Origin of the sequence: Odoribacter sp. AF15-53 (assembly GCF_003479425.1) — a bacterium.
GTDB lineage: Bacteria > Bacteroidota > Bacteroidia > Bacteroidales > Marinifilaceae > Butyricimonas.
Genome location: NZ_QUHC01000002.1, coordinates 792,678 through 805,399, shown reverse-complemented (window position 1 = coordinate 805,399; position 12,722 = coordinate 792,678). Strand labels below are relative to the sequence as shown.

Genomic DNA, 12,722 nt, shown 5'->3' with positions numbered 1-12,722 from the left:
TGTCTAAAAAGTCAATTTACATAGAATTCCCCCCTAGCCCCTCCTTGCACGGGAGGGGAAACCGCTTGGAAATCAACTCCCCCCCGTGTAAGGGGGGAGCTGAAAGGGGTAGTGATTTTGTTGGAAAAAGACTTTTCAGACCGTCTCATTTATATTATTTTTTGCGACGTTTCCACCATAATGCAAGACTGAGGAAGGTCAATATTCCGGGTAAAAGACCCATGAAAAGAATCTTGATCCATAGCCCCCATCCTTCGTTGATGTTAATTTTATTGTCCGATGAACCTTTGCGACTAGTGTCAACCGGGAATTCCCCGAATGAAAGAAGGCGGAAAGACTCCGTGATCACGCTGAAATTGGCAGAAGAAATACCATTTCGTTGACGAGTAAGTTCCCCGTTACCGATACAGTCTGCATCTCCGAGAACAATAATACGTTGTTCCCGGTTGTTCACCTTTCGGTTCAGGTACATCATGGTCGTGTTGGCTTGCTCTACCTCCCCGATACTAGGATTGATTCGAGCCGTGTCCTCAATAAAATTTGTTGTTTCCAGTTCATTCCATGAACCGGTTGAATCCGTTGTCAATATGGGAACAACCTTGAATCCTTTCTCTTCTGTCTGCTTTATACCCACGGCGGAAGGCATGGTGATTTGATTACCAAAAGCTAACAATTTGTCAAACCTATTTATCACGTCAAGAGAAACCATCGTGGGATTCGCTAGGATTAAGTCTGCCGAGAAGTCTTTACTCTCCTGTACGAGAATTCCGGGCATGAACGACAATCCGAGAGGAGCCAGTAGGGGATTCATTTGTTCTTGGCGACGCGGTTCCCCGGCGATAAGAAGGTTACGTCCCTCGGCAATGTAGTTTTCGATGATCTCTTGTTCTTTCGGGGATAAGGCCGTGCGAACATCCGAGATCACGAGGATGTCAATATTTTCAGGCACCTTGTTCACGCTGTCAAGGGAAAGGGATATGCTCTCGAAACCTTGATTCACGAGTGAACTTCTGAAATCTTTATACTGGGAAAACGCGTAATAATCTCGTTCTCCGATTCCGTCTATGCTACGTTCCCCGTGACCGGTAAGAAAGGCTACGACGGGTGATTTTATGACCATGCGTTTCAGGGCGGCACTAATCTCCGTTTCTGTCGGATGACGGTAATTGTCCTCGTAAAGACGTAGATAAGACTTTTGCCCGTTACCTCTTTCAATCACGCGGACATATTTATTATATTCTCCGGAAAGGTCTTCTTTTGCCCGGATCTGTTCGGGAGTCAATACTCTTTTTACATCCCAGTCCAGTGCGTCACATATTTTTTTCAGCCGTTGCTCGTCGGTAAGTCCGGGATAACGCTGTTCTAGGGTTGGATTGTTCGTTTTGTCATAGTAATACACGTATTTCATTTTGATCTCCGGTTTGAAACGGATGTATTTCTCAAAGCGATTGAAATCCTCGTTATAATAGCGGGGAAGAGCCCGGAAATAGTTTTCATCGAACATATTCGCGTAGGTAGTGATCGTTAAAGGGCCATCCAGCTTTTTCATGATATCAATACTGTTTTGCGTCAACGTGTTTTCTTTCATTTCCGTTGCGTCGTAATAACAGCGAAGCGCGGGGCGGGCACTGAAATAACCGATCAAAAGGGTCACCACGATAACACCCCCGTAACGAAGCATGCTCTGCAAGGCGGAACGTTTCGTGCGTTCTGCTTGTAGGCGTAAAATAGAAAGCGTCACGAAAAGGACGATAACCAGCAAGAAATAAAGGAAATCCTCGCTGCAAATCAAGCCTTTAAAGAAAGTGTCTGCTCGTCCTGAAATTGAAAGCCAATACGTGATGTCCCGGACAAACGAAATTTCTTGTCCGACATGACCGATATAATTCAGAACGGCAAGCACCGCGAGGGTTCCGACAGCGGCAACCACCTGATAGGAAGTTAACGACGACATGAACAAACCGATCGCGGCGTATGCGCAGATCATGAGGAATACTCCCAATAGTGCGGTCAGGGCGAATGGCGTGTCTATATTCTGGATCGTGAAAGCCGTGAATACGTAATAGATAAACAAAATAGCAACCAGTATCGCGGCGTAAATGACCATGGAGAGATATTTCCCGAAAATAATCTGTCGATTGGTAACGGGTGAAGAATAAAGTAATTTGATAGATCCCCGGTTATATTCCTGGCTCATGAGTCCCATCGTGAGTAGGGGAATGTACAGGAATAGGTGTTCCTGCATGCTGGATATAGCTCCTTCCCAGCCTAAAAGTAGACGTCCGGTGAGGGAACTGGGATTATACCCGAGTGCTACCGAGCGTAGGATACTGTCCCAGGCGTTAGCGTAGGCCATACCGGATTGAAACGTGAAGATAATAAGAATCAACCACGCTATCGGTGAGTAGAATAACGTGCTCAATTCGTTTTTGGTTATCTTTAATATTGTTTTCATAAATTGAAATAGCATTTACTGTTGTACTTTTTTTCCTGATAATTGAGCAAAAATGGCATCAAGAGATTGACGTTCCAGTTGAATCTCTGAAAGTTGCCAACCATTAGCAACACTTAGCTGCACGACCTGTTCGCTGATATCTTTAGAGGCATCGAATTGCAGGCGATAGTTGCGGGGATCTACCTTTTCGACTCGGGCAACTCCTTCAATCGCTTCTAGAGTTGATTCGGGTGGAGCGGCATCCAGGGTAATCAGGAGGGTGGAAGGAGCCACGTAATTGTTGAATTCATCCATTGAGCCGGAAAATACCAATTTACCTTGTTCGATCATCTTGATATTATTGCAAGTGGCCTGTACTTCCGACAAAATATGCGTGGAAAGTAACACGGCGTGATCCGTGGCAATCTCTTTAATCAAGTGACGGATTTCCACGATTTGGTTGGGATCAAGCCCGTTTGTTGGCTCGTCAAGTACCACGAAACGAGGATTGTGAACGATGGCTTGGGCTATTCCCACGCGCTGCTGGTATCCCCCGGAAAGATTATTGATAATACGTTCCCGGAAATGAGTAATGTCACAACGTTTCATGGCCTTTTCGACCGCGGCCGGAATCTCGGACGTGTTCATGAGACGCAGGTTTGCGGCGTAAGTTAGATATTCCTCCACCGTGATATCCGGGTAGAGAGGAGGTTTTTGGGGGAGGAAACCAATATGTCGTTTGGCTTCGACCGGATTTGTTCGGAGATTATAGCCGTTCAGGTAAACCTCCCCCTCGGTCTGGTTTAGCACGCCGCATATAATATTCATTGTGGTGGATTTGCCGGCTCCGTTGGAACCGAGTAGACCCAAAACACCTTTTTCCTTGATCTCGAAATTAATGTCTTGTATAGCCCATTGTATGTGATATCGGTGAGACAGATGCTCGACCTTTACAATTGAATCTTCCATATATTCATTCATTTAATGTTAAAACCTTAAAGATTCTGATCTTTCCGGGATGTACCTTGAATCATAAATCTAAAATCATAAATCTAAAATCGTGCATGCCCCTATCTCCCTTTACGCTTGTACCACACCATGAAACCCGCGAAGGCCAGCAGGAACGGGATGACGCCCAAGGCAAACAAATTGAGCCAAGGTTCAATTTTCCGGGTCACGCGCAGGCCGTTATCAATGGCTTGAGGACGGGAGGTATCAATGGGAAATTCACCATAAGACAACCATTTGAATGTCTCCGAGATAAAGTTGAAGTTTATGGCGAACATTCCGTTACGACTGTTAGCAAGTTCGGCATTACTGATACAATCGGCATCCCCCGTGATCACGATACGTTGCTCTTTTCCCCCTTTCTCGCGAGTCAAAGAAAGCACGACGGGATAGGATTGCTCTTTCTCCCCGATCGCTTCGTTGAGCGATAATTCCCCGTCAAGAAAATCCGTGGTTTCAAGTTCATTCCAGCTACCTTGTGGGCGGGTTACGGCAATCGGTTTGATATCATATTCCTTACCGGTTACATACTGAAGGGGAGAAGCGTCCGGCATGACGATCGTGCCTCTCCAGCTTTTTAATTGGGCGTAACTGGGGCTTTGAGCCGCGGCCTGATCTGTGAGTTGTGCTGTGATGATTGACGGGAGATAATCGGGATTCCGTTGCACCAGCGTGCCCGGCATAAGTTCGACTCCGAATTTTGCCAGTACCGGGTTCATGGCCTCTTGGCGGTTCGGTTCTCCTAGGATAAACAGATTACCACCGCGTTCGATATAACGTTCCAGTTTTTGCATCTCCTCGGCGGAAAGCGGTGTTCTCATGTCCGCGATAACAAGGATGTTCACGTCTTCCGGGATATCCTGCTCCGCAATAGAGAGCTCGATGGCATCAAATCCTTGATTAATCAGTGATTGGCGGAAATATATACTCCGGGCAAAAGTGTAATAATAACGATCTCCGGAGCTGTTCACGCTTCGTTCCCCGTGTCCGGTCAGGAAGGCTATTTTAGGTGCCGGAACGAGAAAACGTTTCATGGCTGTGGTAATTTCCGTTTCCGAGGGATGTTTCATCATGTCATTGTAGAGGCGCAGGATTGCTTTTTGCCCGTTTTCACGTTCTAATACGCGTACGAAACGATAACCCTCCGCTTTTAAATCAATCTTCTGGTCAATCTCCTCGGGTGAATGGAACATGTCAAAATCCAATTCCATGATCTTGCAAATTTTTTCTGCCCGCTCTTTTTCTGATAAATCTTCGAAACGTCCCGGGAATGATGGCTGTACCGAAGGTGCGTAATAATAAACGTACTTCATTTTGATCTCTGGCTTGAACCGAACGTATTGTTCGAACCGGGCGAAATCATTTTTCAGTTGATCGGGAAGTGCGCTTCCGTAATTTTCATCCAGAATATTCATGTAGGTCGTGATCGTCAGATCCCCGTCCAGTTTCTTTACTACTTCTTGGCTTCCGGGAGTCAGCGTGTTTTTCTTCAGGGCCGTTGCATCATAATAGAACTTGCTGATCGGGAGTGAGGTAAGATACCCGATAAATAACGCACCACCGATGACAATAAAATAGCGGGCAAGCGTGATCGTTTGGCTTCTCCTCTTACGTGCGGCTTGCAGTCGCATGATCGACAACACGATAAACAAAGAAATCACGATGATGAAATACAAGACATCCTCGCTGCATATCATCCCCGATAAAAACGGGTAAGTCCGTCCGGAAATAGATAACCAGTACGTGATATCCCGTACGAAAGAGATACTTTGTCCCACGTCGCCGATGAAATTAAGAACGGCAAGGATGGCAAGCGTGCCCATTGCGGCCACCACTTGGTATGACGTGATACTTGACATGAAAAGTCCGATCGCCGCGTAAGCGCAAGTCAGCAGGTAAAGTCCCAGCACCCCCGTGAGGACGTACGGGAGATCCATGTTCTCTATCGTGAAATAGCCGAAAAATACGTAAATCAGAAGGATCACCATCAGCATCGCCCCGTAAACCAGCATGGATAAATATTTGCCCAAGATAATCTGGGTTGTCGTGATAGGAGACGAGTAAAGAAATTTGATCGAACCGCTGCTTAATTCCCGGCTCATCAGTCCCATCGTGATCAACGGGATATATAAATACAGACTTTTCACCATCGAAACCAGTAACCCGGTATACCCGGCGAATGTTTGCATCGTGACCTCTCCCAGACCGTATTCTAAGGCTAGGCGTTTCAATTGATTCCCGAAATTTTCACTGAAATTCAATCCCGCCTGGAAAGCAAAAATAACGAGAATCAACCAGGATACAGGCGAACAGAATAATATGCGAAGTTCTGTCTTCGCTAATCTGAATATTGTTTTCATGTTGGATACTATACTTTATTTATAAATATTTTTCCCGGATAATTGTGCGAATGCAGCGTCAAGAGAATCCCTTTCCAGGATAAGCTCGTGAAGGCGCCAGTTGTTGGTCACGCTAAGTTCTATTATCTTTTTGGTAATATCTTGTCCGGATGAAAATTGCATGCGGAAACGGGTGTCCGTGATATGTTCCACGTGCGTGATATCGGGGATTTGTTTCAATGCCTCTATTGAAGGAGGATTTTCCATGATAACGATAAACGTGTTCGGCTCCATGTAGTGATTGAAATCTTCCATGCTACCGGAAAAGACAACCTTCCCGTGCTCAATCATCTTGATGTCATCGCAGGTGGCTTGCACTTCCGGCAGGATGTGAGTGGAGAGCATTACGGCATGATCTTCCGCGATCTCTTTGATCAGATGGCGTACTTCCACGATCTGATTCGGGTCCAAACCGTTTGTAGGCTCATCAAGTACCACGAATTTCGGGTTATGCACGATAGCCTGGGCGATCCCCACGCGTTGTTGATATCCCCCCGACAGGTTGCGAATCAAGCGTTTACTGAAATGAGTAATCCCACAACGGGATTTTGCTTTCTCCACGGCAGCTTTTACTTGTGATTTGTCAACTAAACGCATCAAGGCGCAGTGTGTAAGGTATTCATCCACCGTGAGATCCGGGTATAGAGGAGGTTTCTGCGGGAGAAAACCGATGTGCTTCTTGGCCTCTACCGGATGTTCCCTGAGACTGATACCATTTATATATACCTCCCCTTCGGTTTGATTGAGAACACCACACATGATGTTCATCGTGGTGGATTTTCCGGCACCGTTTGACCCCAGCAAACCGAGAGTACCTTTGTTTTTAATCTCGAAGTTGATGTCTTTTATCGCCCATTGCACGCTGTAGCGATGAGAGAGATGTTCGACTTTTACGATTGATTCTTCCATATATTTTATCGTGTTATTGAATTTTCATTTCTAATAGCAGAACACGACAAAATTTGAAAAGGATGAACAGGGGTAGTGATTTTCACATTATTTTGACATTTCTTTTAGGATTATTTTCCCAACAGGAATAACATCAAGAGGTAAAAATAGTCTTTTAATGAACTTCTTAGTACGTTTAGCGCGTTGTATTTTAGTGTTTTGACCGAATTGACAGAAATGTCAAGTATTTCTGCAATTTCTTTGTTTTGTTTTCCCTCTAAACACATTTTCACGATTCTTGCACTTTGGGGCGGGAGTGCGTTCACTGCATTATCAATAATGCGATAAGCTTCTTCCTCGATGAGATAATCTTTGAAAATGGCTTCTTGATTCTGGGCTTCGGGAGAAGTGTAATCAATGGTAACTTTTTTATCTCGTATATAATTGAAACATAAATTTTTGACAGATACATAGAGAAAAGTCTTCAGGCATGGGATTTCCTTGTAGGTTGCACGTTTTTCCCATAGCTTAATAAATGCTTCTTGTGCAATATCTTCCGCCGCGTCACGATCTGTAATGAAGCGCATGGCAATAGCACACATAGAGGGATAGAGCTCCTGAAAAAGATTTTCAAAAGCCTTAATATCTCCACCTTTAATCGCCTCGTATGTGACTGGCACACCCATAGAATTAATCCTTCGTTTGTTGGTATCAAAAATAGTAAAAATAACGCTCCTTCTTATATAAATCGCATTTTTTTGATTCATTGAAAATGAACTACTTCAATCTTGGGGTTTATTTGTAGAACAAAAACAACATGAAATATCAATAAACGAACGTTTAACGATAGATTGATCTATTGGGTGCAATTTTTATTCGGGCATGGAAATAGTGCAATTAATAACGTCAGTTTGATGAAATTTACTTGATTTATCAGTAAACCGACGTTATCGAACTGACGTTTAATTTTCATAGAGACAAATACATCTGTAAATCAGCATGAAAACGGGCGGATTGCATGGAGAGTTACTATTTTATTAGGTCGTTAATAGTTAATCACTACCTATTAAGTACCGTCATGAACCCTATACGAACCCTATACGAACCTTATATGAACCCTATTGTAATAAGGTTTATAAAAGATTTATATTAGGTTTATAAAAGATTATTATCGCTATTAACCAGTAACTCATCAAGAATTCACGATGTAATCATGTATTATATCAATAGGAAATTTTCTGTAATGATGTATATACAATTAACACGCCAAGTATATACAATCAACAATGCAATTTGAGTTTGATTAAAATGTGAATGAGCGTTTATATCGTGCAGAAAAATGTGACTAGAAAAGGTACGCTTAAATCGACCGTGATCCCGTGAACGATGGATACGATCACGAATTCTTTACCACAGAATTTGGTGATAATGGGTAACGTGGTGTCGGCCGTGGTGGCTCCTCCCACGGATATCGGGGCGAGTTTCCCGAAATAACGCACGAGTAAAGGGGCTGCCAGTAGGGCGATTAATTCCCGGAGAATATTGGAAACTAGGGCTATCGTTCCGAGTTCGGCACCTTTGTACTGGGTGATGAAAATCGTGGAGAGGGAGTAATAACCGAATCCGGCCCCCACGGCAAGGCAATCCGTGAGACTTTTACCGCTTAACACGAGACTGATGAGCGCGGTGCCGCCAAGGGTTCCGATGATGGTGGCTAGCGGAACTAGCATGATTTTCAGGTTTTGATGCTTCAAGGCTTCCAGTGCTTTTTTATCACTACCGATGCTGATTCCCACGAGGAACATCAAGGCGTATAACGCGTATAGCGTGGGTTCTTCCGCTGTTAGCAAGGAGGGGACATCCACGAAGCGGCCGAGCAATACCCCGGCGATGAAGAAGGAAACGATGATGATACTACCTTTCATGCGCGTGTATTTATTTCGTGGAGATAAAGAAAAAGCGATAAACAGCCCAAGCGCATAGAATGCTTCCGGAGATAGCTGCTAGTGTGATGATCAGGGCTTCCAACCCGATCGAGTTGAGGTTGTTCATCACGTCGGCATTCGCTCCAACCGTGATTCCCAGGAGGAACAGGAGTAAAAAGATGGCGTAATTAATGAGTTTTTGCACGATCTTCAGATTCTTCTCTCTAAAGATGTATCCTAGCACGATGCCACAGACCATTAAACTAATAACTATAATCATATCCTCGTATTTCTTTCCGCGAAGCTACGATTTATTTTATTAAAGTGCTATATTTACATTCTAGCGCCTAAAAAATGTAACATTAGTAAAATATGTTACGTTTATCTTTAAAATTACAATCTTTAAAAATGTTGTTATGAAAAAAGTGATTTCGTCCGTTATAGCCCCGAATCCAAAGTTGCTGAGTTTGGGCTTGTTGATACTACGCGTGCTTGTCGGGATAACCATGTTGACACACGGGTTGGCTAAATTAACCTCGTTTTCGGAATTGTCCGCGACGTTCCCGGACCCGATCGGGTTGGGGAGTACCTTGTCGTTGATCCTGATTATCGGGGCCGAGGTTGGTTGCTCCTTGTTTGTTATCGTGGGTGCTTTTACCCGGTTGGCAACTATTCCCCTGATGTTTTCGATGCTGGTGGTTCTATTTGTCGTGCATGCAAGCGATCCTTTCCAGGTGAAAGAGTTGCCTTTGCTATATCTGGGGATTTACATTTTATTATTTTTCACGGGTGCGGGAAGAATATCTTTGGATTCTTTGATTTCTAAAAAGATAGATGTTAATATTCGGAAGTAATTGAAAAAAGGGCAGGAATCCTACTGGATTACCTGCTCTGTTCCGTCTAGTACGGGGATCACGTTTTCATCTTCACTTAAAACAGTTACAGCTAGTAGCCAGTATACGAGTAATAGGATGGCGATGATAATTCCCACGACAGTCCACGGATTGGTTCTTTTCTTTTTCATATTTTCTTGTGTATTTAAGAAGTTTCTGTAGGAATAAACGTAAATGTATTCTTTTTGTTTGTTAATATTCAATATATTTAGGTCTGTGTGTTAACATGCGATATATATAATGTGATTGTACGTGTCGAGTAGATGTTGATAGAAAAGTCACCATATTTAAATTTCAATGTTTAGGGATATTTATTGCTTAAAAACTGTTATAAATGAAGAGATTTATCTATATTTATATCATCAAATGGGTTTCATAAACATGTAGAATATGAGTAACTTAAACAAAGACATATTATTAGGAACGGCTATCGGTGATGCTTTAGGCGTTCCTGTTGAATTTGAATACAGGCAGGTGTTAGAGAAGAATCCTGTTGTTGGAATGAGAGAGTATGGTACGCATAACCAACCCAAAGGAACATGGTCAGACGATAGTTCTTTAGCCCTCTGTTTGGCTGAATCACTATGCAATGGCTATAATTTGAATGATATTGCAGATAAATTTATAAGATGGTACTATGATGGCTACTGTACGCCTTATGGAAGAGTGTTTGATGTTGGAATTACAACGGCAAGAGCAATTAGTAATTTACAAAGTGGCATCAAACCAAATTTAGCGGGTATGGATAGAGAAAGGGATAATGGTAATGGTTCTCTTATGAGAATCCTTCCGTTGGTACCTTATATCCTTAACATGGAGGAAGAAGATAGATTCAGGATAATTGGAGAAGTATCGTCATTAACTCACAGGCATCCAAGAAGTATTTTAGCCTGTATTGCATTATGCGAGTTCGCAATACAGTATATCGACCTGCAAGCAGTTGAGAGAGCTTATCAAGCTATGCAGCAAACAATTTTACAACTTCTGAAAAAGGAAATGTTTATTGAAGAAGATATTCCTTTTGAAAGGTTAATAGGCTTATCTTACGAGGAATTTAAAGCTATTGAATTGAAGGATATTCGTTCTACTGGATATGTTATAGATACCTTGGAAGCCAGTTTGTGGTGTGTCTTCAATACTACTAATTATAAAGATGCTGTTTTAAAAGCCGTGAATTTAGGTGATGATACTGATACCGTGGGAGCAATTACAGGTGGATTAGCAGGAATCATATACGGTTATGATACAATTCCTTCTGAATGGTTGGAGGTATTGGTAAGGAAAGATGGTATTATTGAATTGGCTGATAGGTTAGATGTGCGGTTAGATTAGAGTGTGCTAATAAATAGTGATAGTTGGTGTATTGGGAAATATAAATGAGAGATGTTTCTGCATCTGTAGTTGATTATTTATTGGGGTTGTTTTGCTCTAAAAACATGCTATAAACAAAAATCAGTCACTTTTAAAGTGACTGATTTTGAGGTCGGTAGCAGATTTGAACTGCTGTACACGGTTTTGCAGACCGCTGCCTAACCGCTCGGCCAACCGACCCTGTTGCGATTTTGCAGTGCAAAGATAAGGCGATATTTTGGATTTTGCAATACCTTGCTGCAATTTATTTTGATAAGGTGACACTTGTTGCCGCAATCTTTCCCCCTAGAGGCGGGTTTAGTTTTGATACTTTGATGGTTACGTGTGAAATTTGCGGGAAGGTGGAGTAGAGCGCGTCGATCATTCTTTGGGCCACGTGTTCCAGCAAATGGGAGGTGATCATCATTTCTCGGGCGATGATTTCATACGCGGTGAGGTAACTTAGCGCGTCTTCGATGTTATCGGATTGGGCTGCTTTGCTGCAATCTGTTTCGATTCGTGCGTAAACCATGAATTTGTTGCCTACGACGCGTTCTGTTTCGTAACAACCGTGATAAGCGAAAAATTCCATTCCTTCAATTTCGATGATTCCTTTCATAAAAGTTAATTTTTGTTTTCAAGAAAATAATACTAACTCATGTCGTTAAATACAAAAGAGTCGACGGGGATGTCGACTCTTAAGATTACATTACTAACTACTAACCTAAACCATACAAACTTATGAAAAATCTTCAATCTCTTAAAGACGGTGCAAAGATAAGGCCAATGTTTCGTTCTGAAGAATATTTACTGTTAATAAAAGCTTCTTTTTTGGTTAACGTTGGTTAATCTTTTGGTCGCTATAAAGCCGGATATTGAATAATTATATGCCTTTTCCAGTATAACTAATTAATTATTAGTAAAAATAGGATTTTGCTTGTGTAAATACAGATAATTTTTTGTTAATTTTTTATTCGCAAGTAGGCTATTGAAAGGATATTATTCGTATGTTTAACAAATCGTTTCAAGTTAATTAGTTAATATGATAAATTGGATAAAAGTATCAGATATTCAGTCTGTTATTGAAAATGCGGGAGCATTGGTGAAGGAGGTATATGATAAAAGAAATTTTAATGTAGAGTTAAAAGGGGATATGACTCCCGTGACGGAAGCGGATAGGGCTTCGAGTGAGTATATCGTGGGAGCGTTGAGAAAATTGTATCCGGAAGTTCCGGTAATCAGTGAAGAAGCCTCGTTGCCGCCATACGAGGAGCGGGTAAAATGGAAATATGCTTGGATTGTTGATCCGTTGGATGGAACCAAGGAGTTTATTTACCGGAACGGGCGTTTTTGTATTAATATAGCGTTGGTGGAAGAGGGGAGACCCGTGTTTGGGATGATTAATAACGTGTGTGACGGGGAGATTTTGTGGGCTTTTGAGAGTGGGGAGTGTGGGATGATTCGGGCTGGACGGGAGGAAGTGTTGGTGAATGAGCCGAACACGGCTTCAAAATTGAAAGTGGCTGTCAGTCGTTTCCATTTGACGGAATGGGAAATGCAGTATATTGATTATCTGCGGTCTTTGGGGCATGAGGTGGAGCTTGTGCCGTTGGGAGCGTCTTCGAAACATTGTATGCTGGCCGAGGGGAAAGTTGATATTTGTCCCAAGTTCGGGAAGTGTTCGGAGTGGGATGTTGCGGCAGGACAGGTGTTGGTGGAGGCCACGGGAGGGTTGGTCGTGAATGCCGAGACCGGGGGAAAGGTGTGTTATAATAAAGAGAATATTATAAGTTCTCCTTTTGTGATGTTCGGAAAACGTGTTCAC

Annotated in this window: 11 protein-coding genes, 1 tRNA gene and 1 pseudogene; 3 read left to right on the top strand and 10 right to left on the bottom strand. The window is 42.8% G+C overall.

Annotated elements, in window-relative coordinates; genetic code table 11:
* Positions 1 to 154 precede the first annotated feature (154 nt).
* The 7 genes from DWW52_RS07755 to DWW52_RS07725 form a co-directional block, all read right to left on the bottom strand.
* Positions 155 to 2,455, bottom strand: a complete 2,301-nt coding sequence (locus DWW52_RS07755) for a Gldg family protein (RefSeq protein WP_118714996.1) — start codon at positions 2,453 to 2,455, stop codon at positions 155 to 157.
* A 15-nt stretch (positions 2,456 to 2,470) separates the two neighbouring features.
* Positions 2,471 to 3,403: an ABC transporter ATP-binding protein gene (locus DWW52_RS07750; RefSeq protein WP_118714882.1), complete on the bottom strand. Its 933-nt coding sequence runs from the start codon at positions 3,401 to 3,403 to the stop codon at positions 2,471 to 2,473.
* Between the two features lie 101 nt (positions 3,404 to 3,504).
* On the bottom strand, positions 3,505 to 5,802 hold the full coding sequence (locus tag DWW52_RS07745; RefSeq protein ID WP_118714881.1) for a Gldg family protein: 2,298 nt from the start codon (positions 5,800 to 5,802) through the stop codon (positions 3,505 to 3,507).
* Between the two features lie 15 nt (positions 5,803 to 5,817).
* Positions 5,818 to 6,750, bottom strand: coding sequence for an ABC transporter ATP-binding protein (locus DWW52_RS07740; protein ID WP_118714880.1), 933 nt, complete (start codon positions 6,748 to 6,750; stop codon positions 5,818 to 5,820).
* A 110-nt stretch (positions 6,751 to 6,860) separates the two neighbouring features.
* Entirely contained in the window at positions 6,861 to 7,496 is a 636-nt protein-coding gene (locus DWW52_RS07735; protein ID WP_233556764.1) for an RNA polymerase sigma-70 factor, read from the bottom strand.
* A gap of 555 nt (positions 7,497 to 8,051) precedes the next feature.
* The gene (locus tag DWW52_RS07730) at positions 8,052 to 8,654 is read right to left on the bottom strand and encodes a lysine exporter LysO family protein (protein WP_118714879.1); all 603 of its coding nucleotides are present in this window, start codon (positions 8,652 to 8,654) and stop codon (positions 8,052 to 8,054) included.
* Between the two features lie 10 nt (positions 8,655 to 8,664).
* Complete coding sequence (locus tag DWW52_RS07725) at positions 8,665 to 8,934, bottom strand: LysO family transporter (protein WP_118714878.1); 270 nt, start codon at positions 8,932 to 8,934, stop codon at positions 8,665 to 8,667.
* A 136-nt stretch (positions 8,935 to 9,070) separates the two neighbouring features.
* Between DWW52_RS07725 and DWW52_RS07720 the strand changes: the two genes are divergently transcribed.
* Positions 9,071 to 9,508, top strand: a complete 438-nt coding sequence (locus DWW52_RS07720) for a DoxX family protein (protein WP_118714877.1) — start codon at positions 9,071 to 9,073, stop codon at positions 9,506 to 9,508.
* Positions 9,509 to 9,528: 20 nt separating this feature from the next.
* Here the strand turns inward: DWW52_RS07720 and DWW52_RS21110 are convergent, their stop codons facing one another.
* Positions 9,529 to 9,678, bottom strand: coding sequence for a hypothetical protein (locus DWW52_RS21110; protein WP_199691964.1), 150 nt, complete (start codon positions 9,676 to 9,678; stop codon positions 9,529 to 9,531).
* Positions 9,679 to 9,937: 259 nt separating this feature from the next.
* Between DWW52_RS21110 and DWW52_RS07715 the strand changes: the two genes are divergently transcribed.
* Positions 9,938 to 10,879, top strand: a complete 942-nt coding sequence (locus DWW52_RS07715) for an ADP-ribosylglycohydrolase family protein (RefSeq protein WP_118714876.1) — start codon at positions 9,938 to 9,940, stop codon at positions 10,877 to 10,879.
* A 148-nt stretch (positions 10,880 to 11,027) separates the two neighbouring features.
* On the opposite strand, the gene DWW52_RS07710 is transcribed toward DWW52_RS07715, so the two are convergent.
* Both DWW52_RS07710 and folB read right to left on the bottom strand, forming a co-directional pair.
* A tRNA-Cys gene (locus DWW52_RS07710) sits at positions 11,028 to 11,098 on the bottom strand.
* Between the two features lie 64 nt (positions 11,099 to 11,162).
* Positions 11,163 to 11,516, bottom strand: coding sequence for a dihydroneopterin aldolase (gene folB, locus DWW52_RS07705; protein WP_118714875.1), 354 nt, complete (start codon positions 11,514 to 11,516; stop codon positions 11,163 to 11,165).
* 423 nt (positions 11,517 to 11,939) lie between these two features.
* Between folB and DWW52_RS21240 the strand changes: the two are divergent.
* A pseudogene (locus tag DWW52_RS21240) lies at positions 11,940 to 12,683 on the top strand (3'(2'),5'-bisphosphate nucleotidase CysQ); the annotation flags it as partial.
* Positions 12,684 to 12,722: the final 39 nt, after the last annotated feature.

What these genes read in the sequence shown, in the direction of transcription:
- DWW52_RS07725 (WP_118714878.1), bottom strand. Translation starts at nt 8,934, where the DNA reads ATGATTATAGTTATTAGTTTAATGGTCTGTGGCATCGTGCTAGGATAC.
- folB (WP_118714875.1), bottom strand. Translation starts at nt 11,516, where the DNA reads ATGAAAGGAATCATCGAAATTGAAGGAATGGAATTTTTCGCTTATCAC.
- DWW52_RS07715 (WP_118714876.1), top strand. Translation starts at nt 9,938, where the DNA reads ATGAGTAACTTAAACAAAGACATATTATTAGGAACGGCTATCGGTGAT.
- DWW52_RS07750 (WP_118714882.1), bottom strand. Translation starts at nt 3,403, where the DNA reads ATGGAAGATTCAATTGTAAAGGTCGAGCATCTGTCTCACCGATATCAC.
- DWW52_RS07730 (WP_118714879.1), bottom strand. Translation starts at nt 8,654, where the DNA reads ATGAAAGGTAGTATCATCATCGTTTCCTTCTTCATCGCCGGGGTATTG.
- DWW52_RS07745 (WP_118714881.1), bottom strand. Translation starts at nt 5,802, where the DNA reads ATGAAAACAATATTCAGATTAGCGAAGACAGAACTTCGCATATTATTC.
- DWW52_RS21110 (WP_199691964.1), bottom strand. Translation starts at nt 9,678, where the DNA reads ATGAAAAAGAAAAGAACCAATCCGTGGACTGTCGTGGGAATTATCATC.
- DWW52_RS07740 (WP_118714880.1), bottom strand. Translation starts at nt 6,750, where the DNA reads ATGGAAGAATCAATCGTAAAAGTCGAACATCTCTCTCATCGCTACAGC.
- DWW52_RS07755 (WP_118714996.1), bottom strand. Translation starts at nt 2,455, where the DNA reads ATGAAAACAATATTAAAGATAACCAAAAACGAATTGAGCACGTTATTC.
- DWW52_RS07720 (WP_118714877.1), top strand. Translation starts at nt 9,071, where the DNA reads ATGAAAAAAGTGATTTCGTCCGTTATAGCCCCGAATCCAAAGTTGCTG.
- DWW52_RS07735 (WP_233556764.1), bottom strand. Translation starts at nt 7,496, where the DNA reads ATGAATCAAAAAAATGCGATTTATATAAGAAGGAGCGTTATTTTTACT.